19 protein-coding genes are annotated in these 20,979 nt (G+C 40.4%); 5 read left to right on the top strand and 14 right to left on the bottom strand.

Annotated elements, in window-relative coordinates:
- Positions 1-17 precede the first annotated feature (17 nt).
- The 3 genes from ACFWE9_RS06260 to ACFWE9_RS06270 all read right to left on the bottom strand — a co-directional run bounded on the left by ACFWE9_RS06260 (position 18) and on the right by ACFWE9_RS06270 (position 2,557).
- Complete coding sequence (locus ACFWE9_RS06260; protein WP_377356069.1) at positions 18-1,139, bottom strand: NADH-dependent flavin oxidoreductase; 1,122 nt, start codon at positions 1,137-1,139, stop codon at positions 18-20.
- A 22-nt stretch (positions 1,140-1,161) separates the two neighbouring features.
- Entirely contained in the window at positions 1,162-1,470 is a 309-nt protein-coding gene (locus tag ACFWE9_RS06265) for an iron-sulfur cluster assembly accessory protein (RefSeq protein WP_230157768.1), read from the bottom strand.
- A 100-nt stretch (positions 1,471-1,570) separates the two neighbouring features.
- Positions 1,571-2,557 carry a Gfo/Idh/MocA family protein gene (locus ACFWE9_RS06270; RefSeq protein ID WP_377356071.1) on the bottom strand — a complete coding sequence of 329 codons (987 nt, stop codon included), beginning with the start codon at positions 2,555-2,557 and terminating at the stop codon, positions 1,571-1,573.
- Between the two features lie 206 nt (positions 2,558-2,763).
- On the opposite strand from ACFWE9_RS06270, the gene ACFWE9_RS06275 reads away from it, so the two are divergent.
- A complete protein-coding gene (locus tag ACFWE9_RS06275) occupies positions 2,764-3,549 on the top strand; it encodes an SDR family oxidoreductase (RefSeq protein ID WP_230157772.1) in 786 nt (261 codons plus the stop codon).
- A gap of 82 nt (positions 3,550-3,631) precedes the next feature.
- Here ACFWE9_RS06275 and ACFWE9_RS06280 read toward each other — a convergent pair whose 3' ends face one another.
- Together ACFWE9_RS06280 and ACFWE9_RS06285 are read right to left on the bottom strand one after the other, a co-directional pair.
- Entirely contained in the window at positions 3,632-4,855 is a 1,224-nt protein-coding gene (locus tag ACFWE9_RS06280; RefSeq protein ID WP_230157881.1) for a multidrug effflux MFS transporter, read from the bottom strand.
- Positions 4,856-5,269: 414 nt separating this feature from the next.
- Positions 5,270-6,247 carry a 2-hydroxyacid dehydrogenase gene (locus ACFWE9_RS06285; RefSeq protein ID WP_230157773.1) on the bottom strand — a complete coding sequence of 326 codons (978 nt, stop codon included), beginning with the start codon at positions 6,245-6,247 and terminating at the stop codon, positions 5,270-5,272.
- A 251-nt stretch (positions 6,248-6,498) separates the two neighbouring features.
- Between ACFWE9_RS06285 and ACFWE9_RS06290 the strand changes: the two genes are divergently transcribed.
- Positions 6,499-7,464 (top strand): MBL fold metallo-hydrolase, encoded by a 966-nt coding sequence (locus ACFWE9_RS06290; RefSeq protein ID WP_230157775.1) that lies wholly within the window; start codon positions 6,499-6,501, stop codon positions 7,462-7,464.
- A 45-nt stretch (positions 7,465-7,509) separates the two neighbouring features.
- Here the strand turns inward: ACFWE9_RS06290 and ACFWE9_RS06295 are convergent, their stop codons facing one another.
- Both ACFWE9_RS06295 and ACFWE9_RS06300 read right to left on the bottom strand, forming a co-directional pair.
- Positions 7,510-8,481, bottom strand: coding sequence for a TRM11 family SAM-dependent methyltransferase (locus ACFWE9_RS06295; protein ID WP_377356075.1), 972 nt, complete (start codon positions 8,479-8,481; stop codon positions 7,510-7,512).
- A gap of 158 nt (positions 8,482-8,639) precedes the next feature.
- The gene (locus ACFWE9_RS06300) at positions 8,640-9,731 is read right to left on the bottom strand and encodes a CotH kinase family protein (protein WP_230157777.1); all 1,092 of its coding nucleotides are present in this window, start codon (positions 9,729-9,731) and stop codon (positions 8,640-8,642) included.
- A 237-nt stretch (positions 9,732-9,968) separates the two neighbouring features.
- On the opposite strand from ACFWE9_RS06300, the gene ACFWE9_RS06305 reads away from it, so the two are divergent.
- Complete coding sequence (locus ACFWE9_RS06305) at positions 9,969-10,406, top strand: hypothetical protein (protein ID WP_230157778.1); 438 nt, start codon at positions 9,969-9,971, stop codon at positions 10,404-10,406.
- Between the two features lie 145 nt (positions 10,407-10,551).
- Here ACFWE9_RS06305 and ACFWE9_RS06310 read toward each other — a convergent pair whose 3' ends face one another.
- Genes ACFWE9_RS06310 through ACFWE9_RS06320 form a run of 3 tightly spaced genes read right to left on the bottom strand, consistent with a single transcriptional unit; the run spans position 10,552 to position 13,292 of the window.
- A complete protein-coding gene (locus ACFWE9_RS06310) occupies positions 10,552-10,863 on the bottom strand; it encodes a DUF3870 domain-containing protein (RefSeq protein WP_230157780.1) in 312 nt (103 codons plus the stop codon).
- Positions 10,864-10,884: 21 nt separating this feature from the next.
- Complete coding sequence (locus tag ACFWE9_RS06315) at positions 10,885-12,090, bottom strand: acyl-CoA dehydrogenase family protein (protein ID WP_230157884.1); 1,206 nt, start codon at positions 12,088-12,090, stop codon at positions 10,885-10,887.
- 14 nt (positions 12,091-12,104) lie between these two features.
- Positions 12,105-13,292, bottom strand: a complete 1,188-nt coding sequence (locus tag ACFWE9_RS06320) for a CaiB/BaiF CoA transferase family protein (protein ID WP_377356079.1) — start codon at positions 13,290-13,292, stop codon at positions 12,105-12,107.
- A 407-nt stretch (positions 13,293-13,699) separates the two neighbouring features.
- Between ACFWE9_RS06320 and ACFWE9_RS06325 the strand changes: the two genes are divergently transcribed.
- Positions 13,700-14,638, top strand: a complete 939-nt coding sequence (locus ACFWE9_RS06325; protein ID WP_230157784.1) for a DHH family phosphoesterase — start codon at positions 13,700-13,702, stop codon at positions 14,636-14,638.
- A gap of 96 nt (positions 14,639-14,734) precedes the next feature.
- Here the strand turns inward: ACFWE9_RS06325 and ACFWE9_RS06330 are convergent, their stop codons facing one another.
- The 4 genes from ACFWE9_RS06330 to ACFWE9_RS06345 form a co-directional block, all read right to left on the bottom strand.
- Complete coding sequence (locus tag ACFWE9_RS06330) at positions 14,735-15,745, bottom strand: aliphatic sulfonate ABC transporter substrate-binding protein (protein ID WP_230157785.1); 1,011 nt, start codon at positions 15,743-15,745, stop codon at positions 14,735-14,737.
- 34 nt (positions 15,746-15,779) lie between these two features.
- Positions 15,780-16,538 (bottom strand): ABC transporter permease, encoded by a 759-nt coding sequence (locus tag ACFWE9_RS06335; RefSeq protein ID WP_377356083.1) that lies wholly within the window; start codon positions 16,536-16,538, stop codon positions 15,780-15,782.
- The gene (locus ACFWE9_RS06340; protein WP_230157789.1) at positions 16,471-17,313 is read right to left on the bottom strand and encodes an ABC transporter ATP-binding protein; all 843 of its coding nucleotides are present in this window, start codon (positions 17,311-17,313) and stop codon (positions 16,471-16,473) included. Before ACFWE9_RS06340 ends, ACFWE9_RS06335 begins: the two co-directional genes overlap by 68 nt.
- A 281-nt stretch (positions 17,314-17,594) precedes the next feature.
- A complete protein-coding gene (locus tag ACFWE9_RS06345) occupies positions 17,595-19,697 on the bottom strand; it encodes a YhgE/Pip domain-containing protein (RefSeq protein ID WP_377356086.1) in 2,103 nt (700 codons plus the stop codon).
- A 326-nt stretch (positions 19,698-20,023) separates the two neighbouring features.
- On the opposite strand from ACFWE9_RS06345, the gene ACFWE9_RS06350 reads away from it, so the two are divergent.
- A complete protein-coding gene (locus ACFWE9_RS06350; protein ID WP_230157792.1) occupies positions 20,024-20,707 on the top strand; it encodes a DUF421 domain-containing protein in 684 nt (227 codons plus the stop codon).
- The last annotated feature ends 272 nt before the right edge of the window (positions 20,708-20,979 follow it).

Below are 20,979 nucleotides of genomic sequence, written 5' to 3' on the forward strand. Positions count from 1 at the left end.
ATTCAAAAACTTGCTCTTCACTCCACTACCGGAAGCCAACCTTTTATCTGAATCAATTTTTGCCAAAGCGGATCTGGAATGACCAATTCATCCTGATCTTTTTTGGATAGGGTTGTCCGTATTTCGGATTCTTTTCCGGCCCTGATTTTTTCAATCCAATGCGGTTCCATAAGAAGTTCACGGCCTAGAGCGATAAATGGGACCCCCGTTTCCATCGCTTCTGCAACTTCATCTGGACTGTGCAGGGACCCTACCCCGACAACCGGAATACGATTGCCTACTTTGTCGTAAATTTTAACGATGCGCGACTTCATCCTATCACTCTCACGGAATGATCCATTCCAGAAATGACCTACCGATATATGTAGATAATCCAGGTTTTGGTTCGCTAATCTATCAACAAACTGTAGCGTATCATCTAAAGTGATTCCTGGATTGCTTCCTTCTTCAGGAGATATGCGGTAACCGATCATAAAAGGCTTTTGGGCATGCTCGGACACTGTTTTCTCCACTTCATTCACAACGGTGAGCGGAAAAATTAATCGTTTCCCTAGTGTTCCCCCCCATTTATCAGTACGTCGGTTCGAGTGTGGCGAGAAGAACTGTTGAAGCAAGTACGTATTGGCACCATGTATTTCAACACCATCAAATCCTGCTTCGATGGCCCTTCTTGTTGCTTCACCAAATGCCTTAATAACGTCTTGAATTTCGTCTTCACTCATTTCCCGCGGTACCGGTTCATTCTCGCTTGAAGCAATGGCACTTGCAGAAACTGGCTGGTTATCAGGTAATAATTCCGGCGGGCTTTGGCGACCGCCATGATATATTTGTAAAATCGCTTTTGACCCATTAGATTGAATCGCTTCCGCTAATTTTCTCAAAGATGGGATAAAGGAATCGTCTGCTGCACTAAATTGACCTGGAAAACCCTTTCCTCCGGCAGTTACATAGGCACATGCCGTAATAACGGCCCCTACACCTGCCGCGCGTTCCGCGTAATAAGCCAGTTCATCATCGGTTATCAGCCCTTGATCATCTGAAGAATAGGTGGTCATCGGAGCCATCATGATACGATTTTTCACTTCTACACCTGATGAAAATTTATATGGTTGAAAGATCTTTTCGTATTTTTGATTCATGCCAATTCTCCCCCTTTTTTTCTTAATGGTGATGATGTCCGTGCGGTTCTTTAGAAGGGTTCGTAATTTCAAAGCCTTCTTGAGGTACGTAAAAATATTTAATCCAGACACCATCCAGAAATTCCTCACGTGAATCGAGTAAAATATCTATATCTTTATCTGTTTTGACTATTTCATCATGCTCTGTCGTTGTATCTAATTTCATATCATAATGAGCATGATCGCCATGCATATGCGTGATATATACACGAATCATTTTCCCTTCGGCTTCTTCAGTGCTCAGCATATTTTGTAAAACCTTTGCTGCATTACGATTAATTTTGCATTTCATGTCCATTCCTCCAAAAATAAAATTATCCATGTATAAATTCTACCCAATTAAGGGGTATCAGTAACATCCATTTATACCCTTCCTACTTGGCCATGTCCAATTATAATCGGTCTGCCGGAAAGACCGTGCCTATTTGCCTTCTTGCTTCATCCATGATTTCCATTGTCAAAAGCGAATTTGAAAATGAATTTATATCAGACTCCTTTTTCCCCTTCTGTATCAATTCAACAAATTCTTTCGCTTCATAATACATAGAAGGCATGTCCTGTTTAACCGAAACATTTTCAGCCGTTCCATCCCGATACTGAATATCCACGGCTTGCGGTCCTGAAATTTTACTTATTAGGATGCTCCCAAGTTCGCCTTGAATTTCCGATGGCTGATTCGATTCAGTAATCTTAGAAAACATGACGACTGCATCCATTTCATCATAGGAAAGCAAGATCGTACCCTGTCCGTCAACTCCTGATTCAAGCAATGTTCCCGATGCCTGCACCTTGTTTGGTTTACCAAACAGTGCAACAAGCGGATATAGGACGTAAATCCCTAAATCCATTAAAGAACCACTGGAGAATTCAGGATTGAACGCATTGAGCACAGTGCCTTGTTTATACGCATCATAGCGTGATGAATATTGACAAAAGCTCCCCGTAAAACGTCGTATTTTACCGATTTTACCTAGATTGCTTCTTACACTTTCGAAATTCGGCATGATGGTCGATTTCATCGCTTCCATTAATAGCACTCCATTTTGTTGGGCAGCCTCTATCATTTCCTTCACTTCCGACGCATTTGAGGCCATAGGTTTTTCACATAATACATGTTTTTTATTTTGTAAAAACAAAACCGCTTGCCTGCAATGATGGGAGTTAGGACTTGCTATATATACAGCGTCGATTTCATCGCTTGCAGCCATTTCTTCTAAATTTGTAAAAATCGTATGTACTTCGTATTTACTCGCAAATTCCTTGGCTTTCTCTTCTGTACGTGAATACACAGCCGTTAACGATAGATCCTCTATATGTTTTGAAGCCTCCAAAAATCGTTCAGTTATCCAATTTGTTCCTATTACACCTAATCGTATCAACAGCCTATCCCCTTTCAAGCTAACTAATCATGTCCTCAATATACAGACATTTCACTGAAAAACAAAGTAAAATGAACACGAGCAACGGTTTAAATTGGATTTTTTAGGCAATATTCGTATATAATTTTCCTGTATTACCACTGCCATGATGTTTCTACATACTCCCTAAACGGGAAAGAAAACTAAAAAAGGAGCGTGTGAAGTTTATGACAGATTTAATGAAAAACAAAGTGGCCATCATTACCGGTGGAGGATCGGGAATTGGCCGGGGTGCTGCACTGAAACTAGCTGAAAACGGCGCGAACATCATCTTTTTTGACCGTACAGTCGAAAATGCCGAAAAAGTGAAGGAAGAAGTTGAAAACCTCGGTCGAGAGGCTTTAATCATTAAAACGGATGTATCCAAGGCTGAGCAAGTTGAACATGCCTACAAGGCCGCCTATGATCATTTTGGAAAAATTGATTTTGTATTCGCCAACGCAGGCATCAACGGAGTGATCGCCCCTATAGAAGATATAAAGCCAGAAGATTGGGATCAAACACATACCATCAACCTCAAAGGCACCTTTCTCACCATCAAATACGCCATTCCATATATGAAGGAAAAGGGTGGCAGCATCGTAATCAACAGCTCCATCAATGGAAACCGATTTTTCAAGAATTTTGGTTTTTCCGCTTATAGTTCATCCAAAGCTGGTCAAGTCGCTTTTGGTAAAATGGCTGCACTCGAATTGGCAAAATATAAAATCAGGGTCAATACCATTTGTCCAGGCTCAATCGATACGAATATCCACGATAACACTTTCCCGGAAGATGAAAGCTTAAAAAAAATCAGGATACCCATTGAATATCCGCAAGGCTCACAACCCTTGGCTAAGAAAGCAGGAACTACCGAGCAAGCAGGTGATCTAGTATTGTTCCTAGCTTCAGACATGTCTTCCCATATTACGGGCACGGAAGTATATATCGATGGAGCAGAATCACTATTATGATTCATACAGCCCTAAGGATCGAAAGAATCCATTAAAAGAAAAAAGCTGAAATCCCCTAAAGGGACTTCAGCTTTTACCTTTTTTAAGCAACTCGCCTTAAGCCACGGCGGGCAAGTATTAAATAAGCGGACATGGCCAGGATATGACAACCTATCATGACCATTCCCATCGGCAAGGGTGAATCACCTGAGCCTAAGCCTACCAGCGGAGCCATCAGTGATCCTAATATGAAAGGAAGCAGACCAATTAAGGCCGAAGCACTGCCTGCTGTTTTTTTCTGATTTTGCATCGCTAAAGAAAAACTCGTTGTACCGACAATACCGACGCTGGAAACCGAAAGGAACAAAGCGACCAAGATTCCCGCTAACCCAATTTCGAGTAGGACTGAGAAAAGAAGGAGTATTCCTCCAAACAAAGCAAGACATAATCCTATTTGAAGCAGCTTTTCTTCTTTAACCTTCCCTGCCAGCTTTCCGGCCACTTGGGAAGCAATGATGATCCCAATTCCGTTTATGGCAAAGATCAGGCTGAATGTCTGTGGGGAGACCCCATAAATGTTCTGGAGAACAAAAGGCGAGCCGGAAATATAAGCGAACATAGCGGCACTTATAAATCCTTGTGAAAAAGCATAGCCCATGAATACGCGGTCCTTCAATAAGTTCCCGAAGGTCATGATTGTATCGCTTACTCCCCCGGCACTCCTTAGATTAGGAGATAGTGTTTCCTTTATCCCCCAAAATGCTGCGGCAACCATAAGGACACTCAATATTGAAATGACGATGAAAACTCCCCGCCAAGAGGTGAACTGCAAAAGTTGACCACCAAAAACTGGAGCCAAGATCGGTGCCGCACCATTTACCAGCATTAACATGGAGAAGAACTTGGTCAAATCCGTTCCTGAAAAAAGGTCACGAACGATGGCTCTTGAAATGACAATGCCACCCGCTCCTGCAACCCCTTGGATAAAACGTAATAATAAAAGCAATTCAATGGTTGGAGCAAAAGCACATAACAGTGATGAAATGCAATAAATGGATAACGATATGATTAACGGTGTCCGTCTTCCCTTAGCATCACTTAGTGGCCCTAAATAAATTTGGCCTAAAGCCAACCCTAATAAGCAGGCTGTCAAACTTAGCTGGGCTAAAGACGTACTGCTTTTCAGATCCACGGCCAGTGTTGGGAGTCCCGGTAAATACATATCAAGTGACAGTGGTCCAATCGCTGCAAAAGACCCAAGCATAAGTGCCAGCAGCAGTCGTTTGGATTTAGTCATTTCGTTGTGTGATGATATTTTTTCCTTCATTTCAATCATTATTGCCCCTATCCCTTTCAACTAGTTGTTGTTCCTAAATACACTTGACTTTCTTTATTTTACAAAAAATCCTGTCAATTTACGATAAGTATGCTTTCCTAGAATTGGATTCTTCCTGGCAACACTCTTTTTTAGTGCATGTCACCGAATATCTACCCCTACTGGAAATTCAAACTTGTTTCCAAGCTAAAACGTCTATTTCATTATAATACTGCGAATCTAAACAATGAGATGGTCATCATCACTATAAACATATATTCGTTTCACCATTAAAGGTCCAAGCAATCCTCCAACTCCACTTAAAATGACATGGGGTATCAATGATGCTAATGAATAAATCCCTCACCTGCTCACTAATAAAAATGATTATAAAGTTCAATTTTAAAAAACGACACCCTAATGGGGTCATTTACTTTTATTCACCACCACTAAATTACGGGGAGTGTCACCAGCTAATCCCTCCATCAAGTTTTGCACTGCGAGAGTTGCCATTTTCAATCTTGTGGCGATGCTGGCACTCCCGATATGCGGTAATGTAACTACATTGGGCAATGTAAGCAGCGGGTGATCCACGGGAATTGGTTCCTCTTCAAATACATCCAATCCTGCCGCCCAGATCTCACGATTCTTCAGCGCCTTGTATAACGCCTTTTCATCAATAATCCCACCTCTTGCCGTATTAATGAGCACAGCGGACTCTTTCATTAATTCAAGCTGCTCCTTGCCGATCATATAAGCGGTTTCCGGTGTGAGCGGCAGCATGACGCAAACAAAATCAGAGATTTGGAGCAATTTTTCAAGTGGCTGATATTCGATACCTAATTCTTTTTCCTGTTCGTATTTACGGCTGCGATTAAAATAAACTAAGTTCATATCAAATCCCTTTGCTCTTTTAGCAAGGGCTTCGCCAATTCTCCCTAACCCGATGATTCCCATCGTTGCACCGTACACATCTTGTCCGGTCAGCTGCATGGGGGACCACGTTTCCCATTTTCCACTCTTTAAATAATCTTCCGCCTCCATCAGCCTTCTTGCCGTTGCAAGCAGCAAGCCGAAGGTTAAATCAGCAGTCGTTTCCGTTAAAACACCAGGTGTGTTCGTTACCATGATGCCCCTTTTTGTGGCACTAATAACATCAATGTTATTATGGCCAACTGCCATATTCGCGATGATTTTCAGATTAGCGGCCTTATCAATCAGTGACTCATCGATTTGTTCCGTCAACAAGCAAAGCAGCCCCTCGACTTCTTTCATTTCTTCTTCAAGGACTTCTCTAGGAACCGGTATATCCTCCTGGTTCCACATCCTTACATCATAATTCTTACATAGACCATCGATGATTTGTTCTGGCAATTTCCTTGTAATATAGATCCTGGGCTTCATTCTATATCCTCCTATACAGTTTTATTCATTCAGCAATTGTACTTTACACCTTTTAGTTTTCAATGATTAATGATAAGACCATTCATTTCCACGCGTTCTGTCTATTAAATTCTCGGGATCCTGGAAATTTCAGCTTGACAGTTTCATTCCATTTAACTAATCATAGAATAATAACCCTTTAAATTTCAATATTTAGTCAAATGAAATTTTTCCAATAAAGTTATCTCAATTTAGGAGGATATGGGACATTCATGAAAACTAATACAAAATTTAAAATTTTTCCAATTATGGCTCCAAGTGCTTTATCTTTAAAAAGCATAAACTTTTATTTAGTTAAACAGGATGAATCCTTAACATTAGTCGATGCTGGTATGAACGATGACATTTGCTGGAATGCATTGCAGGAAACATTAAAGAAAAATGGTTATACCCTTAAGGATATAACGGAAATTTTGTTAACCCACCACCATGGAGACCATGTTGGTTTGGTAAACCGGATTACAGCACTCCATCCGATTCCCGTCTATGCCCATACTAAATCCGTTCCTCGTTTAAAACGGGATCCTGACTTCTTAAGTATGAGAATTGAATTTTATAAGCAGCTTTATCTTGAGATGGGCTGTGGTGAACTTGGTGAAAAGCAAGTAGCTTACCTTTTCAATGCAGTCGATAATAACAAAGACCAAAAACTGAATTGTGACATCATCGAAATCACGGAAAAACAAATGCTGAATTTCGAAGTGATCGAATTTCCCGGACATGCCCCGGATCAAATTGCCTTCCTTGACAAAAAGGAGAATCAGCTTCTTGCCGGTGATTTATTGATTGAACATATATCAAGTAATGCTTTGATCGAACCTGATGAAAACGGCAATCGAATGCTGACTCTTGTGGATCATATCGACTCATTAAAGCGGTGTTTATCTTTACAGGTGAAACTCCTCTTACCTGGTCATGGTAACATCATTGAGCAGCCTGGTCCTCTGATTGAAAAAAGACTCAATAGCATTGAGAGAAAATCACAAAAAATCTTGGCATTGATAGAATCTGGAATTTCTACAGGCAATGAACTGGCAAAGAAATTTTACAAACAAAAGTATGTAACAGAGTTCCCGCTTGTCATGTCAGAAATCATCGGCCAACTGGATTACTTAGAATATCAGGGAAAGGTCAAGAAACAAACCATCGAAAATGTAGTTCATTATCAAGCTATGTAACAATCAAAAAGGCTGAAATCCATTTTGGATTTCAGCCTTTTAAATTCACACACAAACTACAACTTGTCTGGAAAAAATGCCTTTCCTGGCTACACAGCGATCAGCAATTTCAAAACCCGCTTCACAAATCATATGATCCATCGTGTCAATCGTTACGACAACGACCTTGTCTGCAAAGCGCCTAGCATGTTTAAGGATCGAGAGTTGATCATCCGGTGTCGCATGTGTATATAAGTTGTAAGGCATATCGATAATCGCTACATCATAGTTACTGGTGACCTCCGAAATCGGACCCGTAGTTACATCACCTTCTAGTCCGAAATAGGCAATGTTCTCTCTAGAGCCATCCGTAACAAGTGGGTTGATATCTCGGCCAACAATATTTATCTCCATTGATAGTGCTTCTACCAATACCGTCCCGATTCCGCAACATGGATCAATGGCTTTGATTCCATCTGGATGTGGAACGGCTATGTTGGCAATGGCTCTCGCAACTCTTGTGCTAAGCGCTGTGGAATATTCACGCGGCTTCTTCATATGATGTAACCAAACCGCTTCGGGTTTGACATACTTCCCAAAATACCAACGGCCTCCTAAGGTCACTATTCCAAAGACCTGATCAGGATTACGCACATCTGCATTTCCCTGAATGTGCCAGCCAATCTCCCGTTCAATTTCGCGCTGTCCATCATAATCTATTTTTGCTTCTTTATTCAAATCATTAATTTTTACGAATAATACTTTGAACGTTGAATTAGGCAATTGAATATCCTTTACTTGCTCAACAATGTCGGATATGCTTTCCCCTTCAAACATGACATCGACCCGCCCTTTAATAAAAGGACTTCTGCTCGGTTCAATTTCTATATCACTTTTCAAAATATTTTCCGTAGTCTCAAAGCCAAAAAACGAGCGCATCTCCATTTTAGATAATGAGCGTTCGTCAGGGGTGCAGGTAAAGGTATATATATATGCCGGTATACGGCTAAGATTAGTCAATCCATTCCCATCCTTCATTTTACTTTAGATTATATCTTTCTATCAAACATAGCTGTAATAGGTTAGAAAAGCAAATGGAATCGTGCAGAAAAACAGCAGGGCGTGTTATTATTTCAACACTCCTGCTGTTTTTTTCATTGTCCAATCATACTCTCCATCTAAAGTAAGGGAAATTATTAATCCAATTTATACAGCTGACTATTTACATACTTTGCACGGGCCTTTATGAATTTTAGGATAAAATCGGGTTCATTATCAAATTTATCCTTTTTATCCTTGATATATGGGTCTTTTGAAACATAAGGTCTTATTTGATCATGCATTTCAGAAATGATAGGTTTCATATACTTAACGTTAAACTGGGTGTTCAAAATCTCCTTTAGAAGACTTTGGTATCGAACACGAAATGTCCTTATATCAAGGATTCTAGCAGTCAATGTATTAAACCCCTCGATTCCCACATAGTCCTCTTCCATCACTTTCCCATTGACATCCCTCCCCCATGTCGCATCATAGTCCCAGGGTATGATTTCAAAGAGTCCTGTATCTCCATTCCGATATAAGGCATAGTTATGAACGAACCCATCATAGTTTTGCGTCAATATGACACCAGCAAGCCACCGCAGATACTTTTCCATGTCGACATATTTTACTATTTCCCTTTCAAAATCCACCCTTGGAATTGTATTGATTTGCATAATCAATTCTTGTAAATATAATTCATCTTTTGCTGTGCCGCATTTTTTTTGATATCCCATCTCTAATGATTTTTTGATTCCTTTATCCAAATCGCTCATTAACGAGAAGTTGGCATCACCGTCCACTGCATAGAAAATTGACCCTTTTGGTAGATCCCTTTTCCTCAAATAATATTCATCCACTGATTCCAATTCCAGATATATTCCCTCGTCCTTTCCGTTCAGATTCAGGAAAACGAACTGGGATTTCGGTGATAAGGTCCCTATATCCGCAAAAAAATCCAAAGATAATTTATTTCTTAGTAAAGATCTATCCTTATATTCTCCATTTAAATGAATTTCCTTGGCGTTCCTAAATGTATTAGGTTTATAAAAAACTACATTATAGGACTTTTTCCGAAAACTTCGGATATGTGAGCCACGGTAAACAATATCAATATCCAGTTTTTTTTTGTTGATGGTTAACTTTGCAGGTACAGGATCATTGCACCATATATCGCTTCGAAGTTCCTTTAAATTTACAGGTGGAATAAAAAGCTGATACACAGGCAGCTTCTTGTCAGCATTCATATAACCTAACCCTTCCCTTTCACTTTCACTTTCATATTAAATTATGGAAAAAAAGCAAAGGGGGTCACCCAAAACAAATTTTTTTATAAAATTGTGCTATTATCTCTGGCACATTACGTACAAGCGCATAGGTTAACGTATAGAAAGGGGGATATATAAATATGTCTGACATCATTGAAAGTATACAAAATGCGGTGGCTAGAGCCAATTCCTTCGGGTTAGGCGATTTCATGCATAATGACCCATGTTCAAAAGGCCGTTCTTCACGTAAAAACAACAATAATAGGCGAACTTCCCGCAGAGGCACTCAACGTTGCACTAGCAGGAATCGGTCCACTTCCGGCACGCAAAGGCGCTCTTGCTGGAAACGGAGATCTACATGCAGCACTCAGAGGAACACTAGCAGGAGGAGGTCCACTTGCAGCACCCAAAGGAACACTAGCAGGAGGAGGTCCACTTGCAGCACCCAAAGGCGCACTAGCAGGAGGAGGTCCACTTGCAGCACCCAAAGGCGCACTAGCAGGAGGAGGTCCACTTGCAGCACCCAAAGGCGCACTAGCAGAAATCGGTGTTCTTCTCACAACTGCAGATGCCACGGCAGCAGCAGAAACTTCCATAGGAAATGGAATTGGGGCTTCTAGGTTCACGAACCCTTTTAATGTATTTGTACAATAATATATTGAAGGGCAAAGAGGTGTTTTCTTCAACACCTCTTTTTTATATCCCGAAATCGTTACAAAAAAAGGAAGGATTATAAATTAAGATCCTCTAAAAAAAGATCCTACCCTCATACATACCGGTAGGATCCTTCTATTTTCCTTTATTTAACGGAGACCAATTCGAATTGTGCATACACATCTTTCAGCCCGGCTTGTATGGCTTGACCAGCCTTTCCACGATAATACATTTGTACACGATCAATTAGTTCATCGATACCATCTTTCAGACAATAACCGCGCAGCAATTGACGAATGAATTCCCTACCATGCTCTGTGGCAAGTGTACAGGAAGCCTCGACGATAACACCATATTTAAAGTCCAGTTCTACAGTTATCGTGATGGAATCATATATATTTCTCGCTGCCATACCTTGTGGAAGTTTTGCATGCCCTGCAATTAAATATGTGTTCATCATCTGATCTCCTCTATATAATTAATGTACGGAAACTTGCTCGAAGGGCCATGCAGGCAATTGCTTTCGAAGCTCTTTATCTTTTCTGTAGCCAAGTGCGTATTCACCCTGCATCACAGTATGAATTTCACGGGTTCCCTCGTAAATGACCGGAGCTTTTGAATTCCGCAGAAAACGTTCGACCGGATATTCATCAGAGTAGCCATAGGCGCCATGGATTTGAACGGCATCATTGGCTGCTTCATTAGCAGCATTACATGACACCCACTTAGCAAGGGATGTTTCCTTCGTATTCCGTTTTCCTTGGTTTTTTAAAGTCCCCGCTTTAAAGACCAGTAATCTTGATATCTCTAAATTTGCAGTCATCTTGGCGATCATCTGTTGAACTAGCTGATGCCTGCCAATCTCTTTTCCAAATGTACTTCGTTCATGGCAATACTTCAAGCTTGCTTCCAGGCTTGCTTCAATTAATCCTACAGCACCAGCGGCCACTGTAAACCGGCCACTGTCCAATGCCGACATGGAAATTTTAAAGCCTTCTCCCTCTTCACCAACCCTATTCTCCACCGGAACTTTTACATCCGTTAAAAAGATTTCGCCTGTATTCCCTGCACGAATTCCTAATTTGCCTTTAATGGCTTTCGACTCCACGCCCTCAAAAGTTCTTTCTACAATGAAAGCAGTAATTCCCTTTGAACCAAGATCATGATCGGTCTTGGCAAATATGAGGAAATGATCCGCATAATCACAGAGTGAAATCCATGTTTTAGACCCATTTAAAATATAATGATCCCCAACACGCTTTGCCGTTGATTTCATTGCCGCTACATCAGACCCTGCATTCGGTTCAGTCAGACCAAAAGCACCAATCTTGGTCCCTTTTGCTTGCGGAACTAAATATTTCTGTTTTTGTTCTTCCGTCCCCCATTGCAACAGAGTCATGCTATTCAAGCCTGTATGTACAGACACTGCAGTTCGGTAAGCCGTATCGCCTCTCTCCAACTCTTCACAAACGATTGCCAGGGTATTATAATCCATTCCGACCCCGCCATACTCTTCGGGTATACAGACGCCCATCAATTGTAATTCAGCTAGTCTTTTTAAAATATGGGGTTGAAATTGACCTTGCCTATCCCATTCTTGAATATATGGGATAATTTCCTTATCGACAAATTTCCTTACCACTTTTTTCACGCTTTGCTGCTCTTCTGTTAATTCGAAATTCATCATCAAAATTCCTCCTAAATAATTTTATTTTGCTTAAATTTGATTATTTGGTCCGGGTCATACCCTATTTCTGCCAAAATGGTATCGGTGTGCTCTCCATACAGCGGTGGGTGGTTTCTCATCGTGACAGGGGTTTTTGAAAGGTTAAGGGGCGATCCTGTCATTCTAAGGTCTTGGATTGTAGGATGTTCCATTTTCACCAACATTCCCCTTGCAATGATTTGTGGATCTTCGAACATCTCTGCAATATCATTAATCGGACCATTCGGTATTCCTGCATCATCAAACAGCATTTTCCACTCTTTCTTTGTCTTTCCTTTCAATGAATCCTCTATTATAGATATTAATTCTTCCTTGTTCAGCAAACGATTTTCGTTATGCTTAAACTGTTCTCGCTCCGCTAAATCGGGTTTGCCTATAACAGTTGTGAATCGCCTGAACTGTTCATCATTCCCTACAGCCACCACGAGCTCTCCATCGCTTGTACGAAATGTTTGATATGGAACGATATTTGGGTGTTGGTTTCCCATTCGTTCAGGGGTCAAACCGTTGAATAAATAGTTGCTGGCGACATTCACTAGTGAAGATACCTGACAATCCATTAACGAAATATCTATTTCCTGTCCTTCCCCCGCTTTATCCCTATGATGTAAAGCTGATAAAATGCCAATGCATGTATATAAGCCAGTCAATATGTCAGCTATGGCCACACCGACTTTTACGGGGTTCCCATCCTTTTCTCCTGTAATGCTCATCAAACCGCTCATCGCTTGAATGATATAATCATAGCCAGGTAAATCTTTATAAGGACCGGTTAAACCGAATCCAGTAATCGAGGCCATGATCAGTTTGGGGTTGAATTCCTTTAATTCTTCATAACCTAATCCCATTTTTTCCAAGGTGCCCGTCTTGAAATTTTGAATCACTATATCCCCGGAAGACACCAACTTCCGGAAAATCTCTTTCCCTTGTTCCGACTTTAAATTCAAGGTCATGCTTTGCTTATTTCGATTCGCACATAAATAGTAAGCGCTTTCTCCTTGGGCGAAAGGCGGACCCCATCCTCTCGTTTCATCACCTGATTCATGATGCTCGATTTTAATAACATCGGCACCCAAATCACCAAGAATCATTGTACAAAACGGCCCTGCCAAAACACGGGAGACATCAATGATCCTGACTCCTTCCAAAGCTCCATTCATATCATCACCCCTTTCAAACTATCGCGATACAAAAAAAGAGCCAGTAAAACAAACAATGTACTTACATTGAACGTTTCACTGACCCTTATCCACGCACTGTCTTCCTGCAAAGGAAGATCAAGTGAACCAAGTCAATTTTTATGAATTCCAGATTTATAACAAGCCGGCCATGCAACAAGGTAACTTGCTGTCATCGGTTTGGTAAATTAAGTATAAATCCATTATTTGAATTTTGCAATAATTTTGTTTGATGGTCAATTGGTAATGCCTAAATATTCTTAAATACAATACACAGTATTTGAAATTGCCTTTATTCGTGTTAAATGTGATGATTGGAGATACTTAAATGATTCGTACGATCCATTAACGCTCGACAAACAAGGAAAGATTCAAAGGGAGATGGCAATATGGTCAATATAAAAAAGGAAATAATCGAAGCGATCAAGAAATACCCAACGATAATCATTCACCGCCATGTTAATCCGGACCCCGATGCATTGGGATCACAAATCGGCTTCCAACGGCTTTTGAAGCACTCTTACCCTTCCAAGGAAGTTTTTGTGGTAGGCGATGAAGTGGATAGGCTTTTATTCATTGGTGAAATGGATGTCATTACCGATAACAAATATAAAGGGGCTTTGGTGATTGTGTGTGATACTGCCAACATTTCACGAATCAGTGATCCCCGCCATGAACTCGGGGATATGCTGATCAAAATTGACCACCATCCCGAATATGAATTATTTGGCGACATTTCTTGGGTCGACCCTTCTTATAGCTCTACATGCGAAATGCTTGTTGAATTAAGTATGGAATTTCAAGAAGACTTTTTCCTGAATAAAGAAACGGCTAAAGCACTTTATGCAGGGATACTTAGTGATACAGGGAATTTCATGAATGGGAATATCACTCCTAGAACTTTAAAAATGGTTTCGCATTTAAGAACTTATAATTTTCAGCCAGAAAGAATCCATAACTTTCTTAATACAAAAACGCCAAACTCTTCAAGGCTTCAAAAAGACATTCTCATGACCTACAGGATAACCAACAAAGGGGTAGCTTACTTCTTTATTACGGAGGATCTGATAAATATGTATGGAGTAGACCGAGTCGAAGCTTCGAATTTAATCAATACGCTTTCAAGCATTAGAGGTAGCAAGATCTGGGCGTTTTTCATCGAATATCCTAAGGAAATCCGTGTCAGGATTCGTTCGCGGAATATTCCCATCGATTCCGTAGCCCGTCAATTCAATGGGGGCGGACATTCATTGGCTTCAGGTGCAACCATCCATTCCTGGGAAGAGGTTGATCAAGTTATTCAAGCATTGAATCACGTCTGTCCATAGCAGGGAGTCATTGTTTGCAGGAGTGAATAAACATTCCTAACTTCATTACAAAAAGACGCCTAAGCCCGAACGGCTGAGGCGCCTTCTTATTTCAAGTTACTTGGTGACTTCTCCAAGAATGGATAAATCGATCAGGCCTTTAATATCACTGCTAGGAATATAACCCGCCTCTTTGCTTATATCAGCCATTTCTTGAATGACTTGCTCATTCACATCAGTTGTCACTTCAAGGCGTGAAAATGCCGAGGCAACTTCTTCTTTACTTAATTCTTTTCCAGTCAGTTTCTTCAAATGCTTAATAACTAGTTCTTGGCTTTCTTCAGGATTTTTTCGAATAAAATCCACCGCTTTCTTATGCGCTTTCAAATAGGAAGCAGCGAGACCTTTTTTATCCAAGAACTTCTGGCTTGCAGCCACTACAGTGTTTGGTGAATCTTTTCCCCATGCAAACTGATCCCAGTCAAGCACTAACTTTCCCTTTGCCTGGTTTTCCAATACGTATCCCCATGGTTCCTGTGTCGCTGCTGCATCGACTGACTTTTGGACAAAAAGAGCGGTTGTATCAGCAGGTGCTGATGCATATAGCTCAACTGTTCCCCCATTTGTAGACGGTTTTAAGTCAACATCTTGAAGCGCTTTTCTAAGCATGACATCCTGTGTACTACCTATGACGGGAATCGCTACCTTTTTACCATCCAAATCTTTTAAATCCGTAACCTTGCTTCCCTCACTTGCCACAAGAACGGCACCGCCATTAACTGCTCCAGAGATTAGGTGGTATTCCGGGTTTTTAACGTAAAAGTTAAGCAAAGGACCAGGTCCGACAGTTCCGACGTCAATAGCGTTTGTAGCCATTGCTTCCATAAATAATCCGCCATTTGCCACCGTTTTGGTTTCTATCTTAACATCTTTACCGAACTCTTCTTCAAAATAGCCTTTTTCAAGCGCAATGATCGTTGCACTATGAGTTAAATTAGGAAAATATCCAATTTTCACGGTTTGTTTCCCAGAACCCTTTCCCTCGTCTTTACTGGTGGACTGGGTGCACCCGCTTACTATTCCGATGAACAATACAGACAAAATAAGGGCAAAAAATGATTTTTTCATATTTTCTCTCCTTTTTTACTATGATCTTATTAAACTACCGTTGATTCACTCCCCATTTAAGTTGAACACTACGTTCGAGACGGGAGAAGACTACATTATCGACGATTGTTCCGATAATTGCGATAATGATCATTACGGAGATGACCAAATCCATTTGACCCAATGATCTGCCCATTTCAAGCAATTGTCCAAGACCGCCTCCTCCGCCAAGCAATTCACCAGCCATCAATGCGCGCCAGGAAAATGCCCACGCAATTCGAAGTCCGGAAATTATTTGCGGGACGGAAGCTGGTAAAATCACGGTGCGCAGAAAGTGAAAACCTGTCGATCCATATGTTTTGGCAACCCGTTGATACAACTGGGGCACATTTCGGAATCCGCTGGTTGCATTAACTGTCATCGTCCATGTTGCACCGATGGTGACGATAAAGAGAATCGAGAAATCATTCAACCCAAACCAAATGATCGCTAAAGGGAACCAAACGATACTCGGGATGGACTGTAAGGCCGTCACGACGAATCCTAAAGTGTCTTCAACCAGTTTGAAGCGCCAAATGAAATAGCCTAATATCAGACCTACTATAATGGCAATCGTAAAGCCTATCAGGATACGGCCGAGGCTTTTTCCGATAGCTTCGGTTATTTGTCCGCTTACTAGCCCTTTAAACAAAGTTTCCAAAACCTGAGTCAGGCTCGGGAACATGAAATCCGGAAGACTGGATAATCTAGATGTGACTTCCCATATCCCCGCTATCATCGCGATGAATATGATTCGTCTTAAAGCTGTAATCATTCCCCATTTCCTCCTTCAACACTTTTTCAATTTCCTCCTGCAAGATAGATAGAACCCTTTGTTCAGTATGTAAAGTTACACTATCCGGCATAACTCCATCTTTCATGGAAGGGACGGAAATCGTCTCTTTAATTTTCCCGGGACGGGTTGCAAAGACGATAATTTTTTCGGAAAGCTGAACGGCCTCACGAATATTATGGGTAACGAAAAAGATTGTCACCTTTGTTTTTCTCCAGATTTCGAGCAACTCTTTATGCAAGACCATCCTCGTTTGCTCATCAAGCGCAGAAAATGGCTCATCCATCAAGAGAATATCCGGTTCCATCACCAGCGCTCTTGCGATGGCTACCCTCTGTTTCATGCCCCCTGATAGTTGATGTGGATAGGAGTCCACATAACGGCTGAGATGAACCATTTTTAAAATGTCCATTGCCTTCGATTTAGCCTCTTCTTTGGGCATTTTCTTTAGCTTCAAGCCGTATGTAACATTTTCAAGTACCGTTAACCAGGGAAATAACCCAGCCTCTTGAAAAACTACCACCCGTTCCGGTCCAGGCTTCATCACCTTTTTTCCAGCTACACGTATTTCACCTTTATCAGCCTTATCAAGGCCAGCGATTAGATAAAGGAGTGTCGATTTCCCGCAACCCGATGGTCCGACGATGGAAACGAAACTTCCTTTCTCGACCTCTATGTTAATCTCGTCAAGTACCTTTGTGCGTTCTTTATGTTCATTCGAAAAACTTTTTTCTATGCCATCTATTGTTAAATACATAAAGTCACCCCACTTTTATATCGCATCGATTCACAAAACATTATTTCTTAATAATGATTAATCCAATGGTTTTTGTCAACTATAAAAATGCAAAAATTCTAATTTTTTGATATCTTTCTATTTAGCTTTCAATTCCATGCCCATATCAAAAACTCACTTGACAAATTCCTTACTTCACACAAAAGGCCTGAGCCCTTTTATTAAGGCTCAGGCTGATTTTATAATTTAATGAGGCATCTTGAGTGCCTTGCATTTCAAGGTCCCCCATAAACATTTAATATCTAGAAAATCCTGCTTCCATACAATTTATCCTTCATCTTTTGCGTCCTAGCATGCAAGGGCTTTTTCAAAATGATACCTATAAGGAACGCGATTAATAAAAAGAGAAACAGGATGAAAATATCCTTGCCAGCAACGCTCCAGGTTATTCCACCAACCGATTCACGAAGTAAGCCAACGGCATAGGTGAATGGCAAAAAGGGGTTGATATGTTGGAAAAAGGGCGGTGTCACTTGAATGGGGAAGGTGCCGCCTGAACTTGATATTTGAAGGACCATCAAGACTACACTCAACCCTTTTCCAACATTACCTAGAACTGAAACCAACGTATACACAATGAGTGTAAATACTGTACTTATCAAGACAGAAAACATGATGTACTCAAATTTATCCGCTACATACACATCAATCAGGATAATATTCCCAATGGAAACACTAAGTGCCTGCATTAATCCAATGATGAAGAATATAAGGTACCGCCCAATATAAACTTGATACGGGCTGTAAACTTTATGAGAAACACCTACGCTAAGCATGGAAATCAAAATTGTGCCGCCCACCCATAGGGATAATGCCGTGAAGAAAGGAGACATGGCAGATCCATAGTTTGGGATTGGAAATAAACTGTGTTTATTGAGCAGTACTGGTTCTGAAAAAAAGTCACTTTCTTGTTCAATGTCATTCCTCAGGAACGCAATCACTTCTTCCATATTATAAGACTTATCGATTTCTCTCATTTTAGATGCTAGAGCCGTTATTTTCGATTCTATTTCCGGAAACTTTTCCTGTAATTCATCGATTTCTCCTGTACGTGTTTCCAACGTTCGATTGGTCTCATTCAATAGTGTCCTCACTTCAGGAAGAACCTGGCTGCCCTCCGTCATCGTAAGCTGAACTTTCTGCAATATGGAATCCGTTTCATTCCATATTGCATTGAATTTTGGACCTGTATCCTTTGAATAGTTATCCTGGAAGCTTGCCAAGACTTGATCATTGTTCTCACCAAGATTTATAAGTGAGCCGAAGGAGCGATCATTCAGCGCTTGAAGTTGTTTCGAAACATTATCCCGAAGATCATCTACTAGCTGTATTTCTGGTTGAAGCCCGTTTTTTGCACTAAATTGATTGACTCTCACCAATAAGTTAAACATGCTGTCCAAAAGGTACAACTCTTTATTTATCCTCGTTATCCCTTGATCAACTAACTGATCCGCTTCATTGCCCGGCAAATCCTGATCCGTTAACCGGTTTGCCAGCACTAATATGGATTCATTATCACTCCTTAAATTCGCAATATCATTTTGCAAGAGTGGATTCATTTCTTCGAAAGCCTGCCTTGTTGAATCTACATAACTAGAAACGTCAGACTCCAATTTATCCTTCTGCGACGTTATTCCTTCTATTGCATCAAGACCATCATTTACCATCTTAATGATATCCTCTGCCCTTTTTACATGTGTTCGAACAGTTTTGATATTTTTTTCAAGTTCAGGCAGTTCCCCCTCTAATAAATACACCATATTTTTCATTTTTTGAATGGTTGGCAACTCATTTTGCAACGTGATACCCAGTTCATTAAAGATGGAAAGGATACTCCCACTAGCTGATTTAATAAAGCTTTTGCTCACATTGTCTACAATGCTGTTGGCTCCTGCAGCGGTAATTTTAGGAGCAATGGAATTGATTTTTTCATTCACATAGTAATCAATCTCCGCTTTCATTGGGTCATCCGTCATGATGGTCGCGATATGTTCCGAAAAATTCTCTGGAATAATGATCGTTGCGTAATAATCCCCCTTTTCCACCTTTGCAATCGCATCTTTTTCATTTGTGAATCTCCAGCCTAAATCTTTATTCCCCTTTAAACCCTCTATGACTTCTTTTCCTAAATTCACGGTTTTACCATTTAACTCCGCACCTTTATCATTATTGGACACACCGACGAGGATCCCTTCCGTGTTTCCATATGGGTCCCAAGACGCGACAATATTAAACCATGCATAAATGGACGGGATGAACATAAGAAAAATAACAACGATCCAAACAAAGAAGTTTTTATAAATGCTCTTTAAATCGTCAATGAAAATTTCCCGAATATTTCTCAAAACATACCCCCGTACAAAAGTATTTTGATACTATTATTCGAAGAAATTTCTTAATCAATACTAAGTAAACATATCCATGGATTTTTCAAACCAAATAAAAAAAGCGTATAGCACTGCCTAGTTTAAAAGGAAGTACGTTTCATAAAATGATTAATTTTTATTGACCTCCCACCAATGGAATAAATCTATCAATTTATGTAAGATGGGTTCCCAATCGAAAGACGGTATCTTGTCTTTTTCCTTTTTTAGTTACAGAATAAATGGCTTCCTGTAAGAACACACTATTAAAAACGAATTGTCGGGAGTTTTGTAAGGGAGAAATAGTCATGGCTGGATCTGTTGAAATCATCTTTCGAACCTTTACCTCATTTATTTTATTATGGCTATTTGTCCAGCTGCTCGGAAAACAGACGATTGCCCAGAGGACCTATCACCTTTATATTGCTTCAATAACGATGGGAACAATTGCAGGAAATCTAGCTTTCAATATTAAAATTAAATTCCTGTATTTTATCATTGCACTTATAATAATGGGTACCGTCGTTTTTATGCTGAATCTTCTAGCCGTTCGAAATCCGCGCTTCGGGAAATGGATCGCTGGAGAACCTACTATCTTAATACAAAAGGGAGAAATTCTCGAAGGGACAATGGAGCGAATGGGGTATTCACTGGATTCTCTTAAGCAGGCTTTGCGAGGAAAAGATATCTTCAACATGGAAGAAGTGGAATGTGCCATTTTAGAAATAAATGGCTCCCTCTCTGTATTAAAAAAAAACCAATACCAAAATGCCACCAAGCAGGATTTACCTCTACTGCCCTCAGCAGGAACAGTACCATTAGAACTGATCTATGATGGGAAGATCTTATATGACAACTTATCCAAACATACATACGATGACGAATGGTTAATGGCTGAACTCAAAAAAAGAAACCTTGCTGTTTTTGACATCTCATATGCTGTCGTAGGGACAAAAGGAAATTTGTATATTGATTTGATTAAGGATCAATGAAGGTAATAATTTTTTGTACCCTTTCGACTATTATCATCATAAGTAAAGAATCGCTGAGTCCAAATGCGCACCCATGAAGGAACTTAACAGCAAGCAATAAGACAAATTGACCGTCTCGTGGAGTTTCTGTGTAGACTTTGTGCTATGCATTCGAAGGGTAAGGATTTTTAAAATGAAAAATAAATAAACGGCAAGAACTTTGCTTAGCAAATGCTTTCGCCGTTCGGATCACCTGTAAGGGATTCGAATCCGGGGCCCCTGCCCTGTCAATT

Origin of the sequence: Peribacillus sp. NPDC060253, assembly GCF_042727425.1 — a bacterium.
Classification (GTDB): domain Bacteria; phylum Bacillota; class Bacilli; order Bacillales; family DSM-1321; genus Peribacillus.

What these genes read in the sequence shown, in the direction of transcription:
- ACFWE9_RS06265 (WP_230157768.1), bottom strand. Translation starts at nt 1,470, where the DNA reads ATGAAATGCAAAATTAATCGTAATGCAGCAAAGGTTTTACAAAATATG.
- ACFWE9_RS06330 (WP_230157785.1), bottom strand. Translation starts at nt 15,745, where the DNA reads ATGAAAAAATCATTTTTTGCCCTTATTTTGTCTGTATTGTTCATCGGA.
- ACFWE9_RS06290 (WP_230157775.1), top strand. Translation starts at nt 6,499, where the DNA reads ATGAAAACTAATACAAAATTTAAAATTTTTCCAATTATGGCTCCAAGT.
- ACFWE9_RS06295 (WP_377356075.1), bottom strand. Translation starts at nt 8,481, where the DNA reads ATGAAGGATGGGAATGGATTGACTAATCTTAGCCGTATACCGGCATAT.
- ACFWE9_RS06340 (WP_230157789.1), bottom strand. Translation starts at nt 17,313, where the DNA reads ATGTATTTAACAATAGATGGCATAGAAAAAAGTTTTTCGAATGAACAT.
- ACFWE9_RS06325 (WP_230157784.1), top strand. Translation starts at nt 13,700, where the DNA reads ATGGTCAATATAAAAAAGGAAATAATCGAAGCGATCAAGAAATACCCA.
- ACFWE9_RS06310 (WP_230157780.1), bottom strand. Translation starts at nt 10,863, where the DNA reads ATGAACACATATTTAATTGCAGGGCATGCAAAACTTCCACAAGGTATG.
- ACFWE9_RS06305 (WP_230157778.1), top strand. Translation starts at nt 9,969, where the DNA reads ATGACCCATGTTCAAAAGGCCGTTCTTCACGTAAAAACAACAATAATA.
- ACFWE9_RS06280 (WP_230157881.1), bottom strand. Translation starts at nt 4,855, where the DNA reads ATGAAGGAAAAAATATCATCACACAACGAAATGACTAAATCCAAACGA.
- ACFWE9_RS06350 (WP_230157792.1), top strand. Translation starts at nt 20,024, where the DNA reads ATGGCTGGATCTGTTGAAATCATCTTTCGAACCTTTACCTCATTTATT.
- ACFWE9_RS06275 (WP_230157772.1), top strand. Translation starts at nt 2,764, where the DNA reads ATGACAGATTTAATGAAAAACAAAGTGGCCATCATTACCGGTGGAGGA.
- ACFWE9_RS06300 (WP_230157777.1), bottom strand. Translation starts at nt 9,731, where the DNA reads ATGAATGCTGACAAGAAGCTGCCTGTGTATCAGCTTTTTATTCCACCT.
- ACFWE9_RS06260 (WP_377356069.1), bottom strand. Translation starts at nt 1,139, where the DNA reads ATGAATCAAAAATACGAAAAGATCTTTCAACCATATAAATTTTCATCA.
- ACFWE9_RS06320 (WP_377356079.1), bottom strand. Translation starts at nt 13,292, where the DNA reads ATGAATGGAGCTTTGGAAGGAGTCAGGATCATTGATGTCTCCCGTGTT.
- ACFWE9_RS06285 (WP_230157773.1), bottom strand. Translation starts at nt 6,247, where the DNA reads ATGAAGCCCAGGATCTATATTACAAGGAAATTGCCAGAACAAATCATC.
- ACFWE9_RS06315 (WP_230157884.1), bottom strand. Translation starts at nt 12,090, where the DNA reads ATGAATTTCGAATTAACAGAAGAGCAGCAAAGCGTGAAAAAAGTGGTA.
- ACFWE9_RS06335 (WP_377356083.1), bottom strand. Translation starts at nt 16,538, where the DNA reads ATGATTACAGCTTTAAGACGAATCATATTCATCGCGATGATAGCGGGG.